The 23863-nt window shown below is 47.8% G+C and carries 21 protein-coding genes, 2 tRNA genes and 1 rRNA gene; 20 read left to right on the forward strand and 4 right to left on the reverse strand.

Going from position 1 to position 23863, the window contains the following annotated elements; translation table 11 throughout:
* The first annotated feature begins 27 nt into the window (after nt 1–27).
* The 6 genes from rrf (at nt 28) to JF818_RS14695 (ending at nt 5025) form a co-directional block, all read left to right on the forward strand.
* Nucleotides 28–140: ribosomal RNA gene (gene rrf, locus JF818_RS14670) — 5S ribosomal RNA — on the forward strand.
* A gap of 224 nt (nt 141–364) precedes the next feature.
* Nucleotides 365–1381, forward strand: coding sequence for a methionine ABC transporter ATP-binding protein (locus tag JF818_RS14675; RefSeq protein WP_198892718.1), 1017 nt, complete (start codon nt 365–367; stop codon nt 1379–1381).
* Nucleotides 1378–2040: a methionine ABC transporter permease gene (locus tag JF818_RS14680; protein ID WP_198892719.1), complete on the forward strand. Its 663-nt coding sequence runs from the start codon at nt 1378–1380 to the stop codon at nt 2038–2040. The genes JF818_RS14675 and JF818_RS14680 overlap by 4 nt, the downstream gene beginning before the upstream one ends.
* A 59-nt stretch (nt 2041–2099) precedes the next feature.
* A complete protein-coding gene (locus tag JF818_RS14685; RefSeq protein ID WP_198892721.1) occupies nt 2100–2906 on the forward strand; it encodes a MetQ/NlpA family ABC transporter substrate-binding protein in 807 nt (268 codons plus the stop codon).
* 160 nt (nt 2907–3066) lie between these two features.
* Complete coding sequence (gene argF, locus JF818_RS14690) at nt 3067–4077, forward strand: ornithine carbamoyltransferase (protein ID WP_198892723.1); 1011 nt, start codon at nt 3067–3069, stop codon at nt 4075–4077.
* Nucleotides 4078–4596: 519 nt separating this feature from the next.
* The gene (locus JF818_RS14695; RefSeq protein WP_198892725.1) at nt 4597–5025 is read left to right on the forward strand and encodes an Hsp20/alpha crystallin family protein; all 429 of its coding nucleotides are present in this window, start codon (nt 4597–4599) and stop codon (nt 5023–5025) included.
* A 58-nt stretch (nt 5026–5083) separates the two neighbouring features.
* On the opposite strand, the gene JF818_RS14700 is transcribed toward JF818_RS14695, so the two are convergent.
* Complete coding sequence (locus tag JF818_RS14700) at nt 5084–6523, reverse strand: M20/M25/M40 family metallo-hydrolase (protein ID WP_198892727.1); 1440 nt, start codon at nt 6521–6523, stop codon at nt 5084–5086.
* A 95-nt stretch (nt 6524–6618) separates the two neighbouring features.
* Here JF818_RS14700 and JF818_RS14705 point away from each other — a divergent pair, with 95 nt between their 5' ends.
* Together JF818_RS14705 and clpB are read left to right on the forward strand one after the other, a co-directional pair.
* Complete coding sequence (locus JF818_RS14705) at nt 6619–7212, forward strand: TetR/AcrR family transcriptional regulator (RefSeq protein ID WP_198892729.1); 594 nt, start codon at nt 6619–6621, stop codon at nt 7210–7212.
* A 94-nt stretch (nt 7213–7306) separates the two neighbouring features.
* Complete coding sequence (gene clpB, locus JF818_RS14710; protein ID WP_198892731.1) at nt 7307–9889, forward strand: ATP-dependent chaperone ClpB; 2583 nt, start codon at nt 7307–7309, stop codon at nt 9887–9889.
* On the opposite strand, the gene JF818_RS14715 is transcribed toward clpB, so the two are convergent.
* Entirely contained in the window at nt 9846–10451 is a 606-nt protein-coding gene (locus JF818_RS14715) for an NTP transferase domain-containing protein (protein WP_198892732.1), read from the reverse strand. The genes clpB and JF818_RS14715 overlap by 44 nt on opposite strands.
* 48 nt (nt 10452–10499) lie before the next feature.
* On the opposite strand from JF818_RS14715, the gene JF818_RS14720 reads away from it, so the two are divergent.
* Nucleotides 10500–11228 carry a DUF554 domain-containing protein gene (locus JF818_RS14720; RefSeq protein WP_198892733.1) on the forward strand — a complete coding sequence of 243 codons (729 nt, stop codon included), beginning with the start codon at nt 10500–10502 and terminating at the stop codon, nt 11226–11228.
* Here the strand turns inward: JF818_RS14720 and JF818_RS14725 are convergent.
* Together JF818_RS14725 and JF818_RS14730 are read right to left on the reverse strand one after the other, a co-directional pair.
* Nucleotides 11197–11547 carry a helix-turn-helix transcriptional regulator gene (locus tag JF818_RS14725; RefSeq protein ID WP_198892734.1) on the reverse strand — a complete coding sequence of 117 codons (351 nt, stop codon included), beginning with the start codon at nt 11545–11547 and terminating at the stop codon, nt 11197–11199. The two genes, JF818_RS14720 and JF818_RS14725, sit on opposite strands and share 32 nt — an antisense overlap.
* Nucleotides 11548–11721: 174 nt before the next feature.
* Nucleotides 11722–14235 carry a glycogen/starch/alpha-glucan phosphorylase gene (locus tag JF818_RS14730; protein ID WP_198892735.1) on the reverse strand — a complete coding sequence of 838 codons (2514 nt, stop codon included), beginning with the start codon at nt 14233–14235 and terminating at the stop codon, nt 11722–11724.
* A gap of 186 nt (nt 14236–14421) precedes the next feature.
* Between JF818_RS14730 and JF818_RS14735 the strand changes: the two genes are divergently transcribed.
* The 11 genes from JF818_RS14735 to rpoC all read left to right on the forward strand — a co-directional run.
* Nucleotides 14422–14494 (forward strand) — tRNA-Thr (locus tag JF818_RS14735).
* 62 nt (nt 14495–14556) lie between these two features.
* Nucleotides 14557–14736, forward strand: a complete 180-nt coding sequence (gene rpmG, locus JF818_RS14740; protein ID WP_198892736.1) for a 50S ribosomal protein L33 — start codon at nt 14557–14559, stop codon at nt 14734–14736.
* Between the two features lie 24 nt (nt 14737–14760).
* A tRNA-Trp gene (locus JF818_RS14745) sits at nt 14761–14834 on the forward strand.
* A gap of 36 nt (nt 14835–14870) precedes the next feature.
* Nucleotides 14871–15050 carry a preprotein translocase subunit SecE gene (gene secE, locus JF818_RS14750; protein ID WP_198892737.1) on the forward strand — a complete coding sequence of 60 codons (180 nt, stop codon included), beginning with the start codon at nt 14871–14873 and terminating at the stop codon, nt 15048–15050.
* 9 nt (nt 15051–15059) lie between these two features.
* Nucleotides 15060–15620 (forward strand): transcription termination/antitermination protein NusG, encoded by a 561-nt coding sequence (nusG, locus tag JF818_RS14755; protein ID WP_198892739.1) that lies wholly within the window; start codon nt 15060–15062, stop codon nt 15618–15620.
* Between the two features lie 174 nt (nt 15621–15794).
* Nucleotides 15795–16226: a 50S ribosomal protein L11 gene (gene rplK, locus JF818_RS14760; protein ID WP_198892741.1), complete on the forward strand. Its 432-nt coding sequence runs from the start codon at nt 15795–15797 to the stop codon at nt 16224–16226.
* A 1-nt stretch (nt 16227) separates the two neighbouring features.
* The gene (rplA, locus tag JF818_RS14765) at nt 16228–16917 is read left to right on the forward strand and encodes a 50S ribosomal protein L1 (RefSeq protein WP_198892743.1); all 690 of its coding nucleotides are present in this window, start codon (nt 16228–16230) and stop codon (nt 16915–16917) included.
* 15 nt (nt 16918–16932) lie between these two features.
* Nucleotides 16933–17460, forward strand: a complete 528-nt coding sequence (gene rplJ / locus JF818_RS14770) for a 50S ribosomal protein L10 (RefSeq protein ID WP_198892745.1) — start codon at nt 16933–16935, stop codon at nt 17458–17460.
* A gap of 71 nt (nt 17461–17531) precedes the next feature.
* Entirely contained in the window at nt 17532–17912 is a 381-nt protein-coding gene (gene rplL / locus JF818_RS14775; protein ID WP_198892746.1) for a 50S ribosomal protein L7/L12, read from the forward strand.
* A gap of 172 nt (nt 17913–18084) precedes the next feature.
* A complete protein-coding gene (gene rpoB, locus JF818_RS14780) occupies nt 18085–21603 on the forward strand; it encodes a DNA-directed RNA polymerase subunit beta (RefSeq protein ID WP_198892748.1) in 3519 nt (1172 codons plus the stop codon).
* Between the two features lie 15 nt (nt 21604–21618).
* On the forward strand, nt 21619–23863 hold a 2245-nt coding region (gene rpoC / locus JF818_RS14785), incomplete at its 3' end, for a DNA-directed RNA polymerase subunit beta' (protein ID WP_198892747.1).

Here is a 23863-nt window from a genome sequence, read left to right on the forward strand (position 1 = left end):
ATCCTCGCGCTCCCAGGCGTTGGCCGGCCCGGTGGCCACAGCAGGGTGGACACACCCGTTCCCATCCCGAACACGGAAGTTAAGCACCCTCACGCCGATGGTACTACGGTTAGCCGTGGGAGAGTAGGTAGCCGCCGGGCCCCTTTTTTGCTTTCAACCGGTTTATCCGGTTTAAAACATAGATAGAGAAGAGGACGCAGAAGCGTCCTTTTCTCGTATTCAGAGGATAGGTTTCAAACTATCTTAAAACTAGTAATAGACTAGGATATGCACAGGAAACTGTGCTCCTGCTCTTGCCAGTACCCCTCCTTTTTACTATGATGGTACCAATTCATTTGCGAAAATGAATATTGAGGGTATAAGTATGCAAATAAAGTTACATAATCTAAAGCGAACGTATGGAGATTTGCATGCGGTCAATGGAATAAGCCTCGATATCCCTTCAAATACCATTTATGGAATCATAGGAAAGAGTGGCGCAGGCAAATCTACATTGGTTCGCCTGATCAGTTTGCTCGAACGCCCTGATGAAGGGGAAGTCTTCTTTGATGATGTGAGGGTCGACAACCTCCAAAAGCATTCACTCATAGAAAGACGAAGAAGGGTTGGGATGATTTTCCAGAACTTCAATCTTTTCTCCAGTCGAAATGCAGAACAAAATATTGCTTACCCATTGGAAATAACCGGGACCCCGAAGAACGAGATAACAACCCGTGTTGCGAGATTGCTCTCTCTAGTTGGACTGGAAGGAAGGGGAAAGGCCCCGATCAGTACACTCAGTGGAGGACAAAAACAACGTGTGGCAATTGCCCGTGCCTTGGCTTGTAATCCGGATATACTTTTCTGTGATGAAGCAACCAGTGCCCTCGATCCTCAAACTACTCATTCAATTCTCGCCTTGCTGAAGGAAATCCAGAGAAAAATGAGCCTTACTGTTGTCATGATCACTCACCAGATGGAAGTTGTTCGTGATGCGTGCGACCAGGTGGCTGTTTTGAATGATGGAGTGGTCGTTGAACAGGGATTGGTCACTGATATCTTTGCCAATCCCAGCAGTGAAGTTACCAAGGATTTCCTTTCCCACTTGGTGGGTGTGGATGAAGCGGCTGAAGAACCGAATAAGATGGTGCAATGGTCAAAGAAAAGTGGCGCATATACCTTACGCTTTAGGGGAGGAACCACTGACCAACCGATTCTCAGTAAGATAAGTCGGCAACTTGGAGTGGATTTCAATATCAGAGCAGGCGGTGTACAAAAAGTCGGTGATATAGAGATTGGGACAATGATAGTGGATATCAGTGGTGATGAAGATACCCGAAAAAAAGCCATCGAATCGCTCTCTCAGATGGGTGTAGTTGTTGAAGAGGAGGAGAGTGTATGAGTAAGCTTTGGATATTGGTTTTTGGAGCGACCATGGAAACGCTGAGCATGGTCTTCTTTTCAACACTCTTTTCCCTCATTCTCGGGCTACCTCTTGGAATCCTGCTTTCAGCTACCTCTGGTGAGGATCAAGGGGGTATTATCCCACACCCTGTGTTGAATAATGTGTTGGGAAGGATTGTGAATGTGCTTCGCTCATTTCCCTTCATTATCCTTATGATTCTTTTGTTTCCCTTATCGAGATTGTTGATCGGTACCAGTATTGGAACTACCGCAACAATTGTTCCGCTGTCCATTGCAGCAGCGCCGTTTGTGGCTCGAGTAATCGAGACCGCACTGAAGGAGGTGGATCCGGGGGTCGTTCAGGCCGCCCGTGCTATGGGTTCCACCAATATGCAAATTGTCCGCAAGGTGTTGATACCTGAGGCCCTTCCCTCCTTGGTTAGCGGAGTTACCCTGACCATCATTAATCTCATCGGCTATTCGGCCATGGCTGGAGCAATCGGTGGGGGAGGATTGGGGGACCTGGCGATCAGGTATGGATACCAACGATTCCGAGGCGACATCATGGTAGTAGCCGTTGTCGTCATCCTGGTCCTCGTTGAGGTGATCCAGGTGATCGGAAACAAGATTAGTGCCAAGCTGCTAGCACGGCGTTGATCCCATATTATTGTCACTATGTACCTCTCATATAAAGGCGAGAGAAGGAGATGTTGTTCATGAAAAAGATTCTAAGCGTTTCACTTGTGTTGTTGCTTGCACTTTCATTGTTTGCAGCAGGCACCAAAGAAGAGGCCGATTCCAATACCTTGGTAGTCGGAGCCACCCCAGAACCCCATGCTGCTTTCCTCGAGTTGGTGGTTGAGGATCTTGCCCAGCAGGGAATTACCTTGAAGATCCAGGAGTTCACCGACTATGTAACTCCCAATGAAGCTCTGGAGAGCGGAGAGCTGGATGCAAACTTCTTCCAGCATATCCCCTATCTTGAGTCCTTCAACAAGGAGAAAGGATATCATCTGGCCAATGCAGGTGGCATCCACGTTGAGCCATTTGCTTTGTACTCAGAGCAGTATGATTCAATTGCTGACCTCCCAGAAGGTGCAACGATTGCAATTCCAAATGATCCAACCAACGAGGGTAGGGCGTTGTTGTTGCTCCAGAGTGCTGGTTTGTTGACTCTTGATGCAAATGCTGGTCTTGAAGCAACACCGCTGGATATTGCATCCAATCCCAAGGGTTTCTCTTTCCGCGAGATCGAGGCTGCAAGTCTCCCTCGTGTACTCTCTGATGTCGATGCTGCTATCATCAATGGCAACTACGCCATTCCCGCTGGTTTGATCGCAACCCAGGATGGATTGCTTGTCGAAGGTGCAGACAGTCCTTATGTAAATGTCGTTGCCGTCAAGCAAGGACGTGAGAATGACAAGGCTATTGTTGCTTTGGTTGAAGCACTCCGCAGTGAGAAGATTACCTCCTATGTTGCAGAGCGTTATCCCAATGGTGAAGTGGTTCTTGTGACTGAGTAACCGTATTGTAGTTTCTTTCAGCCTCCTTGCAATAATGCTTGGAGGCTTTATTTTTGTATTTATATGCAAAAAAATGGGAAAATATGAATAATAATACAGGTAAACTTGACATATATTGTATAAATATGTACGATTCCTACAATGAGAACGGAGGCTGAACATGATACCAATGAAAGGACGCAGTTTTTTGACCCTCAAGGATTACACAGGACAGGAGATACTTGATCTTCTCCAGCTTTCTGCTGACTTGAAGGCAAAGAAAAAAGGAAACACATATCCAGGGAAGTTGCAGGGAAAACTGCTTGAAGGAAAGAATATTGTCTTGATCTTTGACAAGAGTTCCACCCGTACCCGTTGCTCATTTGAAGTGGCTGCTTTTGATGAAGGGGCCTGTGTTACCTTTCTGACCAACAGCCAGATGGGAAAAAAGGAATCCATCGAGGACACTGCAAAGGTTCTCGGAAGAATGTATGATGGTATCCAGTATCGTGGGTTCTCCCCAGAGGTCATCAGGGATATTGCACGCTACAGCAACGTTCCAGTCTGGAATGGGTTGACCGATGATGATCATCCCACCCAGGTGCTGGCGGACGTCCTGACAGCAATGGAGCATACCCATAAGGCCCCTAAAGACCTGAAATTCGCTTATATCGGTGACGGGAGAAACAATGTCTCCAATGCACTGATGATCGGTGCTGCAAAATTGGGAATGGAGTATCGTATTGCTGCACCAAAAGAGCTGTTCCCATCCCAACAGTTGCTTGATGAGTTAGCTCCTGCTGCCAAGGAGAGTGGAGCCAAGTTGTGGGCTACCACTGACCCTGTTGAGGCTGTACAGGGTGTTGATGTGATCTACACCGATGTGTGGGTCTCCATGGGGGAGGAAGACCAGACCGCAGAGCGGATTGCCCTTCTGAAGGATTATCAGGTAACGATGGATCTTCTTAAGGCTTCTGGAAACGAGCAGGTGTTGTTTGAACACTGTCTCCCCTCGTTCCACGACCTCAACACCAGTGTGGCACAAGAGATTCACAAGCAGTTCGGGCTCACAGAACTGGAAGTTACCGATGAGGTGTTCAGGAGCAAGCATTCCGTTGTGTTTGACGAGGCGGAAAACCGAATGCACACCATCAAGGCTGTAATGGTTGCTACACTCGCTGATCTTAGTTAGTGATCTGTAACATGTAAATCTTTACTTCTTGGGCCTATCGACCTGATGGACTTTGTTCGTGTCAGCTCAGATATCTTTATATCTTCGCTTCCTTGGCCTTGTCCTCTGTCCGATCCGCTCCAAGCCCAGGTGCAAGTTTATGCTGTTACTGATCACTAGCAAGGGTTTGTATAACCACACATGGCAGTGTTTCCTTTTTAGGGGAAATACTGCTTTTCTTTTTGCCGTTTGGGCAAATCTACCCCAAAAAAGTGAGTCATTACTACCGGTAGTGTGTCAAAACGAAACAAAAATGGATTGGGTTGCTTAAAGAAAGGGACGAGTTGAGTCTGCTTTGCATCATCATGAGGTTTCTCATGTATACCATCATCCCTCGAAAATATCATGTAAATACTTATAATGCAGAAAAATAAATTTAATATGTAGAGAGTTGATAGCAAGTTGGCACACTTTCTGCAATGTTATATATGAATCCCGAAAGGGAGTGATGAAACACATTACAGAACACGGAGGTGTACTATGAAATACTTAACTACAAGAAGAAACTATGATTCACCGGTAGTCTCAGCATTTGATTCTCTGTTCAATGACATGCTTGGCGATTGGGGAATGTATTCCTCAAAGTTTCCGGCTGTGGATATCACAGAGAACGATGATGCCTACATCCTGGAAGCAGAACTTCCTGGGTACAAGCAGAAGGAAGTGAAGGTCAACATTGAGAAACATGTCCTGAAGCTGAGCTCTGTCAAGGAGACCAAGAAGGAAGAGAAGGACAAAAAGCGCCTTGTCTCTGAACGCTGCTACCAGAGCTTCGAGAGATTGTTCTCCTTGCCTGAAGATGTAGATGAGGAGAAAATCGCAGGTGAGTTTGCCGACGGTATTCTTACATTGACACTTCCAAAGAAGGAAGTAGCAAAACCCAAGGCAATCGAAGTAAAAATCAAATAGGAAATAGACAACCATCCTGTACATGCAAGGCCCCGCGAGAAGCGGGGCTTCTGCATGTCTACCAGTAGGTGATCAGCTGAGTATAAAACTGTTGGGCGAGTGAGATGTTCTCTAGGCTGATCCGCTCATCAGGAGCATGCATCCGGTCAACTTCGCTACGGTCCATCCGAGCTGGAGTGAAACGGTAGATATAATCACTGAGATTCTGGTATTTTCTTGCATCGGTGGCTCCCATCATGAGGTATGGGGTAACAATGGAATCTGGAAACGTCATCTTGATGGTTTCAGAAAGATAACTGAAAGCCTCACCATCAGTCTTGCTGATATGGGAAGGGGGAGTGCAATGCATGGGCTTTACCCTGACAGAATCAGAGGCAATTGTTCTGGTGACCCAGGAGAGAATAGATTCCTGAGTATCTCCTGGGAGCAAACGACAGTTCACGATTGCTGTGGCTTTCTTTGCAATCACATTGCTTTTATCGCTTGCTGAGATGACTGTAGGAACTATTGTGCTTCTGATGGCAGCGTTGAGCGTAGCTTGCTTGGAGAAAACAAACTTCAAGAGACCTGCTGTCAGCCAAAGATTGAGAAAGAGCATGCTGTATGCGAATGGGCCCTCCTTACCTAGATTTGTGAGCATCTGTTTCACAGGAGGCGTTAATTTTGCAGGCATTTGCTTGTTTTCCAATTTGTGAATAGCCTGGGAGAGTGTTCCCAAAGCAGTGGGAAAAGCAGGGGTGGAGGAGTGTCCTGCTGTTCTCTCAACCGTGAGCTCTAGATCGAGATATCCTTTTTCTGCAACCCCTACTACCGCAATGCTTTGCTCGAAACCTTTGATGTACTTCTGGCTGACCACGCCACCCTCATCCAATACAAAGCTGAAATGGAGTGCTTGTTCTTGAAAATAGCGAGCAATACGAACAGCTCCCTCTTTGCTGCTGTTGCTCTCCTCATCACATCCAAAGGCTACATACCAAGTATGCTTGGGGTGTTTTTCTGTTTTGAGTATGTGCTCAAACGCTGATAAGATACTGATTACCTGCAGTTTGCAGTCAAAGCTACCTCGTCCATAAAGAAAGCCCTCTTCTATTACTCCATCAAATGGAGGATGGGTCCACTCTTGCTCGTTGGCTCCTACCACATCCAGATGGGCGGTAAGGAGAGCTGGTTCCCGGCTTTTATCCTCACCGGTGAAACAGTAGACCAGGTTATAGGGACCAATAGCCTTGTCGGTTATTTTGTGTTTGCTGCACAGGGGGAAAGAGGTTTCGAGAAGTGCAAGCAAACGAGAGAACTCATTCCAGTCGGTCAGGTTGGGATCTGCATGTGAGACAGTCCTACACATTACTGCTTCGGCGAGAATGGTTTCCTCTTCAATGCCTGTTTTTGATGCAGTGTGAGTTGCTGTACGTTTGGTATGTGTTCGCATAGCGATAGTCCTGAACACCACTACGGCAAGGATCACCAGGAGGAAAATCGGGAAGAAAAGGAAAAGCATATTGAAACTCCACATGAATTCTAGTGTTTTTTACAGTATAGTGGTATATTGTATTTCAACAAGAAATTTCTACCAATAGTAGGAGAGTGGGACGCATGCCGAAAAAGATCGATCATGAAGAGAGAAAGGAGAAAATTCTACAAACTGCACTGAAAGTCTTTGCAAGAGAAGGCTATCGTGATTCCAACCTCTCTCTGATAGCCACAGAGTGTGGCATTTCCCGTCCTACCATCTATCAATATTTCAAGGACAAGGAAGAGATCTACTACTATGCGGTGAAGTTGGTAACAGGAAGAATGTTCAACAAGTATGCTGCCTATGCCTGGTCGACCAACCAGGACTTGGTAAGCAGGATTACCACCATCTGCCTGGATATCATGCAGACAGCAAGTGAGCATGAAGGCGAGTTGACCAGTCTGGTAGATGTCATGTTGCAGATGAAGAAGGAAGGTCGGGATTTCAATGAGATCATTCTCAGGCGAACAGCCAAGCTCACCATCCTCTTCAAGCGTCTCCTTCGTATGGGAGTGAAGACGGGAGATATTGTTGATTGTGATGTGAACAAGGTTGCAGATCATCTTCTTATGTTGCTTGAATCATCCTGCTTCCAGGTTGCATTCCTTGATACCTTCGATATGCGGCTTTCCAAGCAGCTGATCAGCACCTACCTGGATTTCTATAGGGCCTAGCCGATACACTGATTCCTCACTATATTTATGTATGTACAGGAGAAGACCCGCAGGGATGGGTCGGTTGCTTCATACCCAAAGGTGAGGAGTATCCATGAATATAGACAAAATGACAATCAAGCTGCGTCAAGCCATCGGCGATGCCGATATGCTGGCCAACGAGCATGGCAACGCAGAAATTACTACAGAACATCTCTTGTTGGCTTTGATCAACCAGAAAGAGGGGTTGCTTACCCCGCTCTTTGAGCGGCTGGGGGTTCCCCCTGCCATGGTGAGTGAAAAACTGGGGACACTGGTCAACAAACTTCCCAAGGCATATGGAGGGAATGCACAGCGTTCCTTATCAGCGCAATTGGGAAATCAGCTCTATGCCGCTGACAAGATTGCCTCAGACTTCAAAGATCAGTACCTGAGTGCAGAACACTTCCTGCTTGCTGTGCTGGAGGATGCTTCAGAGGCAAGCAAGGCTCTCAAGGCCCTTGGCGTAACCAAGGATGCTCTTATGCAGGCATTGCAGACGATCAGAGGAAACCAGACAATCCAGAGCGAAGATCCAGAGAGTAGATACCAGGCACTGGAAAAGTACTGCAAGGACATGACCACCCTTGCCCGACAGGGAAAACTTGATCCCGTCATCGGACGTGATGAGGAGATTCGACGGGTAATGCAGGTGCTTTCCAGAAGAACCAAGAACAATCCCGTATTGATCGGAGAGCCCGGGGTAGGAAAGACTGCCATTGTAGAAGGGCTTGCCTTGCGTATTGCTTCGGAGGATGTCCCAGAGTCATTGAAGAACAAACAAATTCTGAGTTTGGACCTTGGTGCCTTGGTAGCAGGTGCAAAGTTCAGAGGGGAGTTTGAGGAACGGCTGAAGGCAGTGGTGAAGGAAGTAACGGCCAGTGAAGGCAGGATCATCCTGTTCATCGACGAGCTGCATACCATCGTTGGAGCAGGGGCAAGTGAAGGTTCGACCGATGCTTCAAACTTGATCAAGCCAGCACTTGCCAGGGGAGAGTTGCATGCTATTGGTGCGACTACCCTTGATGAATACCGAAAGTATATTGAACCTGACAAGGCATTGGAACGGCGATTCCAGCCGGTGTTCACCAAGGAGCCTTCGGTGGAGTCTACTATCGCCATCCTCAGGGGGCTGAAAGAACGGTACGAGGTCCATCATGGGGTACGGATCAAGGATGAGGCCCTGGTTGCAGCAGCCAATCTAAGCAACCGGTATATTACCAATCGCTTCCTCCCGGACAAGGCGATCGATTTGGTCGATGAGGCGGCAAGCCAACTCAAGATGGAAATAGAGAGTCAGCCAGAAGAGTTGGACCAGATAGAGCGAAAGATTCTCCAACTCAATATAGAGAAACAGGCGCTCTCCAGGGAAACTGACAAGGCCAGTAAAGAGCGGTTGGGTAAACTCGAGCGTGAGTTGAGTGAACTGCAGGGAACGCGTGATGCCATGCATCTTCAATGGGGCAATGAACGCAACTCCATTGCAAAACTCAGGGAGACAAAGGCAAAGCTTGAGCAGCTGAAGACGGAAGAGCAACGTGCTGAAAGAGAGGGTGATCTAGCCAAGGCTGCCCAGATCAAGCATGGGGAAATTCCTGAGTTGCTCAAACAGATAGAAGGTATGACCGAGCAACTTGCATCTGTGCAAGTTGAAGGAAAGCAGATGCTCCGAGAGGAAGTCAGTGAGGATGATATTGCACGTATTGTCAGTAACTGGACAGGGGTTCCTGTGGCCAAGATGAAGGAAAGTGAGCTCCATAAGTATCTGAATCTTGAACAGGCTCTCTCAGAGCAAGTTATTGGCCAGAGGCAAGCAGTTGAAGCAGTGAGCAACGCGATCCGAAGGAACAAGGCAGGGATAGGGGATGAAAGAAAGCCCTTGGGAACCTTCCTGTTTGCCGGTCCAACCGGGGTAGGAAAGACCCTGCTTGCCAAGGTACTGGCACAGCTTCTCTTTGATGACGAGAAAGCCTTGACCCGCATCGATATGAGCGAGTATATGGAGAAATTCTCGGTCAGTAGATTGATCGGAGCTCCTCCAGGATATGTAGGGTATGACCAGGGAGGGCAACTTACCGAGGTTGTACGTAGACGCCCCTATTCTGTCATTCTTTTCGATGAGATTGAGAAGGCCCACCCTGATGTATTTAACGTATTGCTTCAGTTGTTGGATGATGGTAGGTTGACCGATGGTCAGGGACGGGTGGTTGATTTCACCAATACCGTGATCATCATGACCAGCAACCTGGGGAGCCAGCAGTTGCTTGCTGCAGAGACGCATGAGGATGGTGCTCGACTCGTTGGTGAGATAATCCACCAGTCCTTCAAGCCGGAGTTCATCAACCGTTTGGATGAGATAATCATCTTTGAACGGCTAGGAGAAGCACAGATCCGTAAGATCGTGGTTTTACAGCTAGAGCAGCTTCGTCAACGATTGGAGAAACGTGGTTTCTTCCTGACATGGGAGGATGATGTGCTCTCATTGCTCTACAAGGAGGGGTATGATCCAGTCTTTGGGGCTCGTCCAATCCGCCGTGCTGTTCAACGACTTGTGGAGAACCCCTTGTCGGTACAACTGCTCTCTGGTGATTTCGGTCCTGGGTCGAAAATCTTGCTTACTCTAGAGGGGGAAGAGGTGGTTGCCCGTAAGATTGGCTAGAATCCACCAAGTGATGGTATGCATCGAGCGTGTCGATGTCGGTGACATACGCCTCATCGTCAACCTCGATTGTCTGGACATGGTACTCCTGTAGCAACCCACGCATGGTAAAAGAGCTTTTTTGTGACCTGATAATTGCAAGGAAACTTGGATCAAGCAGAACCGGATGCCCGAGTTTCCCTTTGTATGAGGGTCTGGAGACAGGAGCGGAAGTCTGTTCAATCAGATAGAGGTAGTGTCTACTCTCGATAAGAGGCATATCGGCAAGTGAGATAAAAAATGGTGAATCATGACCAAGGTAAGAGGCTCCACATATTGTGGAGCTTCCTTGTCCTTTACGGTAATGTTCATTGTGAACAATCTGTAGCTGGGGGCAGGCGAGATGCGCAACGGCCTGTTTTACTTGATCTGCCTTGAATCCTGTGACCAGTACAGTTCTTAGCCCTGCCATCAGGGACTGCTGTACTGCATGTGCGACAATGGTGGTACCTTTATAGGGCAACAGAAGTTTTTTTCCTTTGCTTCGCATCCCGAGGCCTGCGGCCAGAATAAGATTCTGCATGATTCATCCTTGAGAGAGTTTCGTAATCGTATTATACTCCAAGCCATTATGATTGCCACCTACTTTAATGCCTTGATGGTTGTTCTTGGCTCCTTTATTGGATTATTTCTGAAACACCGGCTGAAAGCCTCCTATCAGGAGGTTGTTTTCACCTCCTCAGGACTGATTACCTTGGTCATTGGGTTTTCCATGGCAATGCAGACAGGCTCCTATTTGATCTTGCTCTTCTCTGTGGTCATTGGTGGCTTCATAGGATATGCCCTCAAAATTGAGGACGGTGTGATGTCCTTTGGGTCATGGATGGAAAGGCGGCTCAGCAGAGGTCAGGGTAGCGCAGAGAGCGCACGCAACTTTGCCCTGGGATTCCTTAACGCCTCACTGCTGTTTTGCAGTGGTGCCATGACTGTGGTAGGGGCCATTCAAGCAGGAACTGTCGGAGACTATCAGTTGATTCTGGTAAAGTCCATCATGGATGGATGTATGGCAATCATATTCAGTGCTGCCTATGGTATAGGTGTCATGGCAAGTGCACTCTTCATTCTCTTGTATCAAGGGTTTTTCACCTTGGCAGGGGGATGGATAGCACCAATACTTGGGGATGCAGGCATCAATGAGCTGGCATCGGTTGGTGGTGTACTGTTGATGATGATTGGTTTTGGTCTGCTGGATATCAGAAAAACCAAGACTGGGAATTTTCTGCCTGCGATGATTATCGCACCTCTGCTGACACTGCTTGCTCCAATGTTTAAGAATCTTTTTTCGGGGTTTGGTTTTTGAAGTAGTACAGAATTGACTGGATGACCTCCAGTTGTTGCTGGTCAAGTTCTTCTATCTGGGCTATGACAAGTTTTTTGTATTGGGCGATATTCTCGGCAGCTTCTTCACTCGCCATTGATTCCCAGTTGTTTCCATTCTCCAGCCACTCAAGAGTCACCCCAGTGATTTCAGTTATTTTCATTGCAACATGCAATGGGGGACGTCTGTCAGTATGGATCCAGCTGGAGAGGGTGCTGCGTTTGACATCAAGCATGGTGGCAAGTTCCACCACCGTAGGTGAATTAAGAAGAAGTATGACTCTGTCCCAGAATGTATGCATGCTATGAATATAGCAGGAAAGTTGGCCAAATGACGATATTTGGTCATATTATTGTAGAAATAAATAATACAAACTAATAAATGTATATAAAGTAATCAGTAAAAATATGAGAGAAATGACAAAAAATCATCATCCATGGAAAATGGATGATGATTCATCGTCATTTGGCGGGTGCTATCTTCGTTTAACTGCATCCTGGAGAGCTGTATCTTCGCTGAGATCCTTCTCAACCGGACATGAGTCAATATTCCATATCTCCTTTGCGTATTGGGCAATGGTTCTGTCACTGGAGAATTTGCCGCTTGAGGCAATGTTCAACACCGCCATTCTGTTCCAGGCATTCCTGTCTCCCTTGTAGAGTTCCCTTGCCTTGCGGTGTGCATCGCTGTACATCCTGAGGTCTGCAAAGTGATAATATCTGTCGCCTTCCTCAAACAAGCTTCTACGTAGTGGTTCAAAGATGTTCGGTTCATTGATGTTGAAATAGCCGCTGAAAAGCAAATCGATTGCATCCTTTACCTCTTTATCATTCATCACAAATGTGAATGGATCGTATGAGAGGCTCAATTTCTGGATTTCCTCTTCTGTGTTGCCGAAGATGAACATGTTCTCTTCACCAACTTCCTGGGCGATCTCAATATTTGCACCATCCATGGTCCCTATGGTCAGCGCACCATTGCACATGAATTTCATGTTTCCTGTTCCTGAGGCCTCCGTTCCAGCGGTTGATATCTGCTCGGAAAGGTTTGTGGCTGGTATAATGGCCTCTGCCATCGAGACCCGGTAGTTTGGCATGAAGTGTATGGCAAGGCGGTCATTGGTTGCCGGATCTGCATTGATCACCTTTGCTATATTGTTTATCAGCTTTATGATCAATTTTGCATTGACATATCCCGGGGCTGCTTTTCCTCCAAAGAGGAAGGATGTGGGTTCCATATCTTTTGTAGCAGCTCCTCCCATCTTCAGGTCATTGTACATGAGCAGTATGTTCAAGGCATTGAGCAACTGTCTCTTGTATTCATGGATTCTCTTTACCTGGACATCAAAGAACGTGTTTGGATTGATGACCATGTTGCTGTCCTTCTGCAGGAAGGCAGCTGCATGAATCTTGTTCTCCTGCTTGATCGCTGCAAAATCAGCGAGGAAGTTCTTGTCTTCAGCGAACGGTTTGAGTTTTTCAATCTGGCTGTAGTCAGTGATCCAGCCGTCCCCGATGGCACTGTTTATCAGTGCTGCAAGCTTGGGGTTTGAAGCAAGCAACCATCGACGCTGGGTAATGCCATTCGTCTTGTTGTTGAAGCGGTCCTTGAAGATAAGATTGAACTGCGGGAACATGGACTTCTTCAATAACTGTGAGTGTAATTCTGCAACCCCATTGGTGCTGTGACTTCCAATGATAGCCAGGTTTGCCATACGAACCTGTTTAGGGTTTGTCTCTTCAATGATGCTTATCTTGCTGAGCATTTGTGGTTGAAGAGGGAAGTAAGAGACTGCCTGTTGCAGGAATCGGTGATTGATCTCGAAGATGATCTGCATATGACGGGGAAGTATCTTCTGCAACATGGGCAGTGACCATTTCTCAAGTGCCTCCGGCATCAAGGTATGGTTGGTGTATCCCATGGTCTTCACGGTAATCTCCCATGCTTTATCCCAATCGAGGTTCTCTTCATCAATAAGGAGACGCATCAATTCAGGCACTGCCAGGGATGGGTGTGTGTCATTAAGTTGGATTGCTGCATAGTCTGGGAGTACTCCCCAGTTGCTCTCTTTCCGTTTGAAACGGTTGATGATGTCTGCTAGGGAACAGGCTACAAAGAAGTACTGTTGTTTGAGTCTCAGCTCCTTTCCCATGTATAGAGTGTCATTTGGGTAGAGTACTTGGCTTAAATTCTCCGCACTGATTTTTGAGCGGACAGCCTCAGTGTAATCACCATCATTGAATTCATGGAAATTGAACTCTTCCGGGCTTTTTGCAGACCAGAGGCGAAGTGTATTCACCGTCTTGCATCCATAACCGATGATTGGTGTATCGTAGGCAACGCCGTTGACCACTTCCGAGCCACTCCACTTGAAACGATCGCGTCCATGTTCCCTGATTACCTGGACTTCTCCGCCGAATTGGACAGGGTACACTACATCTGGTCTGTGGATTTCCCACGGATTGCCATCACGCAACCAGTTATCCGGTTGTTCTGCTTGCCATCCATTCTTGATCTGTTGGCGAAAAATTCCATAATTGTAACGAATTCCATATCCATACGCGGGAATCTCAAGCGTAGCAAGGGAGTCTAGGAAACAAGCAGCAAGTCTGCCGAGTCCCCCATTTCCCAGGCCAGCATCCGGTTCCACTTCGCTAAGTTCCTCATAGGTATACCCCAGTGAGGAGATGGCTTCCATCACTTCATTCTCGATACCGAGATTGATGATGTTGTTCGTCATCGCCCTTCCCATGAGAAATTCCAGAGAGAGGTAGTAGACCCGTTTTGCCCCGTTTGCACGTTGGGTTTTTCGACTCTGGTTCCACTGATGGATAATTCTGTCACGAACAGAGAGTGCAAGGGCTGTATATCGCCCTTCTTTGGTGGTATGATAAATATCTGCATCCTGACTGTACTTGAGATGTTCAGCAAAGTCTTGGGCGATGTCTTTGGCACGATGACCGTACTTGGTTTTTTGTTGATCCTGCATAGGAACTCCTTGTGTTTCGTACAAATAGCACACCTTCACTATATAAGATTGGTGTTTTCTGGGCAACTGGTTCAACTTTTTCTTCTTTCTTGAACAGGTATATTGACAAAAGACCTGCTCTTTGGTAAGTTTGCTTCTGCATGTTGCAGGTTGACTATCTCGTGGATTTGCCTGCATATGACCGACGCCCTTGTAGCTCAGTCGGTAGAGCACCACCATGGTAAGGTGGGGGTCAACGGTTCAAATCCGTTCGAGGGCTCTTTTTTTATCCCCTTCCAATGGGGAGTGGAATTGAGGTGAAAACTCACCGAGGAGCACGTAATGGCTGATTCAAAGAAAAAAGGTCCTGTTGAGAAAATTGCTCTTCAGTGCACCGAATGTAAGCAGAAAAATTACACTACCGAGAAGAATCGGAGAAATACTCAGGGTAAGCTTGAGTTAAAGAAGTATTGTCCGTTCGAGCGCAAGCACACCTTGCACCGCGAGGCAAAAATTAAATAAGGTTGTTTCGATCGAGAAGCAAATAGGCCAATAGCTCCAACTGGTAGAGCGCTGGTCTCCAAAACCGGATGTTGAGGGTTCGAATCCTTCTTGGCCTGTTAGCTTCTCGATCTTTTCCCTCAAGGAGCCCTTCAATGAAGAAGCTATTTAAGTATTTCAAGGAGTCTTCCCAGGAACTGAAAAAGGTTGTCTGGCCCTCCCGTGAAGCTGTCATTTCTTCCACAAAGGTCGTACTTGTGTCTACAGCCATCGTTGCAATATTCCTTGGGTTGGTGGACTTCCTCCTGCTTAAAGGTGTATTGTTTATTCTGTAAGGCGGAGTCATGGCTAAAGGCTGGTACGTAGTACACACATATTCTGGGTACGAACAGAAGATTGAGCGAATCATCAACAAGATGCGAGAGACCGATATGGACTTCGCGCTTGTTTGCACTGATGTCAAAGTTCCTTTTGAAACCGTAGTAGAGGTTAAGGAAGGGGTGAGACGTGAGGTGAAGCGTAAAATTCTTCCCGGCTATATCCTGGTTGAGCTAGACCTGCCCGATACAAGTTGGAAGACCTGGTGTTCTCACATCAAGCGTATACAGGGTGTTACTGGGTTCGTGAGCCCGAGTGACAGCGTTAAGCCGCAACCCTTATCAGCAGCAGAAGTGAAGAACCTCTTCCAGAAAACGGGTGATCTTCCTGCTGAGAAAGTGTTCAAACCTAAGCAGACCTTCTCCATTGGTGAGCAGGTACGCATTATTGACGGTCCTTTCGATTCCTTCACCGGGGTTATCGAGGAAGTCAATCTGGAAAAGGCCCGTATGCGGGTCAGCGTTGGAATTTTCGGACGCTCCACTCCGGTTGAGGTGGATTTCCTCCAAGTAGAAAAGATTCTGTAGTAGTCTTTGGACTGGATTACTGCACGAGATTTTTCTGTTCTTTTACAACCGAGTCCATTTGTTTGTGATTACTCCCTCATTGTAAGGTGAGGTGGGAGCCTGATCGTATGACAGGCGTTAATACCAGCGCACAATCCAATCCATAGGTTGGATTTATTGCGTAAGGAGAGAAACATGGCAAAGAAAAAGGTGTCTGCAATTATTAAGTTGCAGTGCCCTGCCCAGAAGGCTACGCCGGCACCCCCAATCGGGCCCGCGCTTGGACCCCATGGTGTCAGTGCCCCTAAGTTTGTCCAGGAGTTCAATGACAAGACAAAGAACTACGAACCTGGGCTCATTCTTCCCGTTATCATCACTGTTTATGCCGACAAGAGCTTCACGTTCATCCTGAAGACTCCCCCTGCTGCAGTACTCATCAAGAAGGCTCTTGGCCTGAGTAGTGGTAGTGGAAGTCCCAACAAGGTGAAGGTTGGCAAGCTCTCACAGGACCAGCTGACTGAAATCGCAACAACCAAATTGAAGGACCTCAATGCAAATGACATCGAGGCTGCAAAGAGAATTGTTGCTGGAACAGCCCGCAGTATGGGTGTAGAGGTGGAGCAATAGTATGAAACACGGAAAGAAGTATCGAGAAGCAATTAAGAAAGTTGACCGTGAGAAGCTCTATACATTTGATGAAGCAGCAGCTTTGGTAAAAGACCTTGCTTTCGCTTCATTTGATGAGACTGTTGAGGTATCCGTTAAGCTGACCCTCAAGAAAAGCCAGAGTGTTCGTGACACGGTAGTCCTTCCCAATCAGTTTTCCGCCCAGAAGCGTATCCTTGTATTCGCTAAGGGAGAGAAGGCAGAAGAAGCTCGTGAAGCTGGTGCAGCCTATGTTGGCGACAATGACCTGATCGAGAAGATTCGCGGTGGTTGGATGGATTTTGATGTGGCAGTCGCCACTCCTGACATGATGAAGGACGTAGGTCGTCTTGGTCCGATTCTTGGTCGCCGAGGCTTAATGCCGAACCCCAAGACCCAGACTGTAACTTTCGACATCAAGGGTGCTCTTGCTGAGCTTTCCCAAGGTCGTGTCGAGTTCCGTTCTGACAAGACAAACGTTGTCCACCTTCCCATCGGTAAGGTCTCCATGGATCCTGCTTTGGTAAGTGAAAACGCCAAATCTGTTGTCAAGGAAATCGTCCGTAAGAAGCCATCTGACGCAAAGGCTGACTTCGTGGTCAGTATCGCACTTTCCTCCACCATGGGTCCGGGAGTCCGGGTCAATGTGAAGGATATGTCGGCCACGGTGTAAGAGGAGAAGCATAGTATGGATCATAAAACTCGTATTACCCCTGCGAAGGAAGAGGCCGTCAAGGCTTTGAAGGATGAGTTCAGCCAGTACACTGGGTATATCTTCACCGATTACCGTGGTATGACAGTTGAGCAGATCACCAAGCTTCGTAGAACTCTTATGGAGAAGGATGCAGCATTCCGTGTTGTTAAGAACCGGTTTGCAAAGATTGCACTCACCGACCTGGATAGAACTGCTGACGAGCAGCTTGTTGGACCCACCGCTATCGCTTTGGTGAAAGGTGATGAGGCCAATGTTGTTGCCAAGGATCTGTTTGCGATCAAGAAAGAGGGTGCTTCCATTGAAGTGAAAGGCGCTCTTCTTGATGGTGAATTCTATAATGCCGAACAGATTGAGGCTTTCAGCAAGCTCCCAACCAGATTGGAACTGATTGCATCCTTGATGGGAACCATGAAGGCTCCCGTGCAGAAGCTGGCAGCAACCTTGCTTGCCTATGTCGAGAACAATGGTGGCTCAGTAGAGACTGCCAGCGAAGAGAACTAGACACAGTCTTAGTCTTCACAGGTAACCTGCTATGACTGTGTAGATAGAAAACTGTATAAGGAGAAGATAATATGGCTACTAAAGAAGAGATTTTGGAATCAATCGCAAGTATGTCCGTCATGGAGGTCGCTGACCTCATCAAAATGATGGAAGAGAAGTTCGGCGTCCAGGCTGCAGCTGCTGCTGTTGCTGCTGGTCCTGCAGCTGCTGCTGAAGCAGTTGAAGAGCCGACCGAATTCAACGTCATCCTCAAGGCTGCAGATCCTTCCAAGAAGATTGCTGCCATCAAGGAAGTCCGTGCTATCACCGGCCTCGGCCTGAAGGAAGCAAAGGAACTTGTTGAGGCTGGCGATAAGGTTGTCAAGGAAGCTGTCAGCAAAGCAGACGCAGATGCACTCAAGGAGAAGCTTGAGGCTACTGGCTGTACTGTTGAGGTCAAGCCCGTTGACTAATCTGAGCCTGGGGAGCCAGGCAACCCCTGGTTCCCAGCTCTTGTTCTTTGTAAGAGGGCGTTAGCCCGGTTCACCAAGCCACCGGATAGACACCGGTGGCCAACTGTGTCTTTGTTTTCCTTGTCATGCAAGGGATTATGTCTGTTTTTCTTTTGACTTTGGAGGGTACATGATGGTTGCCAACGGCAAATCCATAACACGCACGTACATCGGTTCTGAACTACATGAAGTCTGTGAACTTCCCAACTTGATTGGAGTCCAGCTCGATTCCTACGAGAGGTTCTTACAGCTGGATCGCTGTCTGAAAGGACTGGCGCCAGATCCGTCGTACGGGCTGGAGGAAGTGTTCCAGTCAACATTCCCCATTGATAGTCCCAATGGCGAGATGCGTCTCGCTTACAAAGGGTATACAATCGACTATGACAACATCAAGTTCTCCCAAATGGAGTGCAAGAAGAAGGGTCGATCCTATAGCGTACCCATCAAAGTCACGATCAGCCTCGAATTCTCCAATGGAGAGATGAGAGAGAAGGAGATCTTCTTTGGGGATATCCCGCTGATGACCGATCGTGGCACATTTATTATCAACGGAGCAGAACGCGTTGTGGTCAGTCAGATCCACCGTTCTCCCGGTGTCATTTTTTCCAACGAAAAAGATGTCTACTCTTCCAGGATCATCCCTTATCGGGGTTCTTGGTTGGAGTTTGAGATTGATGATAAGAAGCATCTCATCTATACCAAGATTGATCGTAAGAAGCGTATCCTCGGTACGCTCTTCCTGCGTGCAATTGGTTTGGATACTCGTGAGAAGATACTTGAGCACTTCTACACAGGTGAAATGGTTGACCTGGTAGACGATGGTGATTTCAAGTCAAGCTTGGAGAATCGTTATCTTTACAAGGATGTGTATGCAATGGTTGATGGAGCATCCAAGAAAGTGCTCCGAGCTGGTGATATGCTGCATGCCCACGAGATTGATGAACTGCTGGAGTTGAAGGTAACTTCTGTAGAGTTGGTGAATCTCCGTGGAGAGGGTACGCTGCACAGCGATATGATTCTCAACTGTTTCGAGATTGAGGATGCCAAATACACCCGTGAAGGCTATGATGAGCCGACCAAGGAAGATGTACTTTCTCCTATTTTCTCAGTCTTGATGCCTGGGGAAATGATAGCCATTGAGCGTGCAGAGCGTGACCTTCCGGACATGTTCTTCTCAAGCCGTCGTTATGACCTTGGGTCTGTAGGTCGATATAAGTTCAACAAGAAGTTCGGAACTGGTAGTGAAGAGGAAGAAGAAATGGCTTCCACCGATCTGACCGTCCTTACTCCGCAGGATATCGTCAATACGATGGGATTCCTGATCAAGGTGTTCATCCATGAGGAAAATGTCGATGACATTGACCACCTCGGCAATCGTCGTGTCCGTTCCGTTGGAGAGCTTTTGCAGAATGCCCTTAAGAGTGCGTTTGCCCGTATGGAACGTATTGCAAAGGAGCGCATGAATCTCGAGTCAGGTTCTGTAAAACCACAGGACCTTATCTCCATCAAGCCAATTATTGCGGCCATCAAGGAATTCTTCGGTAGTAGCCAGCTCTCCCAGTTCATGGACCAGGTTAACCCGCTTGCTGAGCTCACCCATAAGCGAAGGCTCAATGCATTGGGACCAGGTGGTTTGAGCCGTGACCGTGCTGGATTTGAGGTACGTGACGTTCACTACACCCATTATGGAAGAATTTGTCCTATTGAGACTCCTGAAGGACCAAACATCGGTCTTATTGTCTCATTGGCAAACTATACCCGCATCAATCAGCACGGCTTCTTGGAATCTCCATACCGAAAGGTAGTCAATGGGGTTGTATCCAAGCAGTACCGTTATCTTGATGCAAATGATGAGGAGAAGTTCTTCATTGCCCAGGCGAATGCCAAGGTTGATGAAGATGGTAACTTCATCGACAAGGAAATTCCGGTTCGCCGTAGTGGGGATTACTCCACAAAGCCGGCAACCGACATCAAATACATTGACGTTTCTCCCAAGCAGGTACTCAGTGTTGCAGCGTCCTTGATTCCATTCCTTGAGCACGATGACGCAAACCGTGCATTGATGGGATCAAACATGCAGCGCCAGGCTGTACCTCTTGTATTCCCAGAAACGCCAAGAGTTGGAACAGGCATAGAAGGAAAGGCTGCTTACGATAGTGGCGTCCTGGTCAAAGCAAAACGTGCAGGAACCATTGCCTATGTCAGTGCTGAGAAAGTTGTGATCAGTGTTGATGATGCTGAGATTGAGGGAGAGGTTGATGTCTACCCAATCCAGAAGTTCCAGAGAACCAACCAAGATACCTGTTTCAACCAAAAGCCAATTGTTTCCTTTGGGCAGCATGTGGAAGCTGGAGCAGTCCTTGCTGACGGTCCTGCAACCCAGGAAGGTGAGCTGGCTCTTGGTAGAAATATTCTTGTTGGATTCGTGCCTTGGCATGGGTACAACTATGAGGATGCGGTCCTGATCAGTGAGCGTGTTGTCAAGGATGATATTTTCACCAGTGTACATATCAAGGAGTTCACCACTGATATTCGTGAGACCAAGCTTGGTCCCGAGAAGCTTACCCGTGATATTCCAAACACCAGTGAAAAGATGCTTGAACAGCTTGATGAGGACGGTATCGTACGTATTGGAACCATGGTTCGCCCTGGATCAATCATGGTTGGAAAGGTAACTCCGAAGAGTGAGAGTGATACAACCCCTGAATTCAAGTTGCTTAACTCAATCTTTGGTGAGAAAGCCAAAGAAGTTCGTGATACTTCCTTGAAGGTACCTCACGGTACCGAAGGAACAGTCATTGACATCCAGCGTCTGAAGCGCAGCAACAATGATGAGCTTCCCCCAGGTGTTGAGGAGACCGTCAAGGTTCTTATTGCAACCAAGCGAAAACTCCGACAGGGTGACAAGATGGCTGGTCGACACGGAAACAAAGGTGTTGTCAGCCGGATCCTTCCTGAAGAGGATATGCCGTTCATGGAGGATGGTACCCCGCTTGATGTTTGTTTGAACCCACTTGGTGTTCCATCCCGAATGAATATCGGTCAGTTGATGGAGACTCAGCTCGGCTGGGCAGCTGTCAAGCTGGGTGAATGGTATTCCACTCCGGTTTTCCAGAGTGCCACCATGGAACAGATTGAGGAGAAGATGCGCGAGGCCGGTCTTCCTGAGAACTCCAAGGTCAAGCTCTATGATGGACAGACCGGTGTACCGTTCGTCAATCCGGTATTCTGCGGTTATATCTATTACCTGAAATTGCACCACTTGGTTGACGATAAGATGCATGCTCGTTCCACAGGACCTTACTCGCTGGTAACCCAGCAGCCACTTGGTGGTAAGGCCCAGTTTGGTGGCCAGCGTCTTGGAGAAATGGAAGTCTGGGCGCTTGAGGCGTACGGAGCTGCAAATACTCTCCAGGAACTCTTGACCATCAAGAGTGATGACATGAACGGTCGTGTCAAGATTTATGAGAGTATTGTCAAGGGTGAACCAGCCTCTACTGCGGGAATGCCTGAGGCATTCAATGTATTGGTTCAGGAGATCCGTGGCTTGGCTTTGGATATGTCGGTGTATGACTCCAAGGGTCAGCAGGTGCCCCTTACCGAACGTGATGAAGAGTTGATCGCCAAGCAGTCGAAAGGCTCCCTCAACTAACCAGGAGAAATACAGATGAAGGAAATTCAAGATTTCGATAGCATCATGATAAAACTGGCTTCACCAGAACAGATCAGAGATTGGTCTTATGGTGAAGTGAAGAAGCCGGAGACGATCAACTACCGGACCTTGCGCCCAGAGCGCGATGGTCTGTTCTGTGAGAAAATCTTCGGTACCACCAAGGAGTGGGAGTGCTACTGCGGAAAGTTTAAATCGATTCGATACAAGGGTGTTATTTGTGACCGTTGTGGTGTTGAAGTAACCAACACCAAGGTCCGTCGTGAGCGCATGGGACACATCTCCTTGGCAGCTCCGGTATCACACATTTGGTACTACCGCTCAGTTCCCAGCCGAATGAGCATGTTGCTTGATATCTCCCGTAATGCACTGCAGAGTGTTCTCTACTATGAGAAGTATGTGGTCATCAATGCTGGGGATACCAGCTTGAAGCCAAAGCAATTGCTCAGTGAAGAGGAGTTCTGGCAGGCCCGCGAGCAGTATGGTGACTCATTTGAGGCAGGTATGGGTGCAGAGGCGGTTCGCAAATTGCTTGTGAACCTTGACCTTGAAGAGCTCAGCCGTGAACTGCGTGAACAGATGCGCCAGAAAGCCGACAAGGCTGACAAGCGCCTGCTCAAGCGAATTGAGGTATGTGAGAACTTCCGTGACAGTGGTAACCGCCCTGAATGGATGATACTTACGGTTATCCCAGTTATTCCACCAGATCTGAGACCAATGGTCCAGCTCGATGGCGGAAGATTTGCAACCAGTGACCTCAATGATCTCTATCGTAGGGTCATCAACAGAAACAACCGTCTTGACCGCTTGGTCAAGCTTAATGCTCCTGATATCATCATCCGCAATGAAAAGCGTATGTTGCAGGAGGCTGTTGATGCGCTGTTTGACAACTCCAAGAGAAAGAGAGTGGTCAAGGGTGCAAGCAATAGGCCACTTAAGAGTCTCTCCGATATGCTTAAGGGAAAACAGGGCCGTTTCAGACAGAACCTGCTCGGAAAGCGTGTTGACTACTCAGGTCGTTCCGTTATCGTTGTCGGCCCAGAGCTGAGAATGCATCAGTGTGGTCTTCCTTCCAAGATGGCCCTTGAACTGTACAAGCCTTTCATCATGAAGAAGTTGGTACAGGATGGTGTTGTCTACAATATCAAGAAGGCAAAGAGCCTGGTCGAGGAAGAGACGGATGCCGTTTGGTCGATTCTTGACGATGTCGTCAAGGACCACCCTGTATTGCTCAACCGTGCACCTACGCTTCACCGTCTTGGTATACAGGCCTTTGAGCCGGTATTGGTTGACGGCAAAGCCATCAAGTTGCACCCATTGGTATGTCATGCATACAATGCTGACTTCGACGGTGACCAGATGGCTGTGCACGTACCATTGACTCATGCCGCCCAGTTGGAATGCTGGACCTTGATGCTCTCGGTAACCAACCTTCTTGACCCTGCTAATGGTAAGCCAATCGTATATCCTTCCCAGGATATGGTCATGGGTATCAACTATCTGACCCGTGAGATGAGTGGCGCACCTGGTGAGGGCAAGTACTATACCAGCATTGGTGAGTTGGAACAGGCAATTGATAGTGGTCTGCTCTCCTACAATGCAAAGATTCGCTTTAGATTCGAGGATGGTACCCGTTTGGAGACAACTCCAGGAAGGGTATTGTTCAATGCAGCACTCCCAGAAGGTGTTCCTTTCCAGAACACGACAATGGGTGACAAGGAGTTGAAGGCTCTCATCGGTGATACGCTGAAGGCAAATGACAACTCAATTGCTGTTGAGATGCTTGATTCCATTAAGGATCTTGGATACCGATATGCAACGTTCTTCGGTGCTACCATCGGCCTATCAGACATGATTGTTCCTGCTGTAAAGGCAGAGCTCATGACCAAGGCCAATCTAGAGCAACAGAAGATTCTTGACCAGTATCGTCAGGGACATATCACGCAGGAAGAACGGTACAACAGGGTTATTGAGGTTTGGACACAGACCAATGACTTGCTGACCGATGAGTTGATGAAGGAATTGAAGATCAGCCAGAAGGGCTTCAACCCGCTCTTCCTCATGGCAGACTCAGGTGCTCGTGGATCAAAGACCCAGATCAGGCAGCTCGGTGGTATGCGTGGTTTGATGGCAAAGCCAAGTGGTGATGTTATCGAATTCCCCATTAAATCGAACTTCAAGGAAGGGTTGTCGATTATCGAGTTCTTCATCTCCACCAATGGTGCCCGTAAGGGCCTTTCCG

Origin of the sequence: Sphaerochaeta sp. S2, assembly GCF_016406725.1 — a bacterium.
GTDB lineage: Bacteria > Spirochaetota > Spirochaetia > Sphaerochaetales > Sphaerochaetaceae > Sphaerochaeta.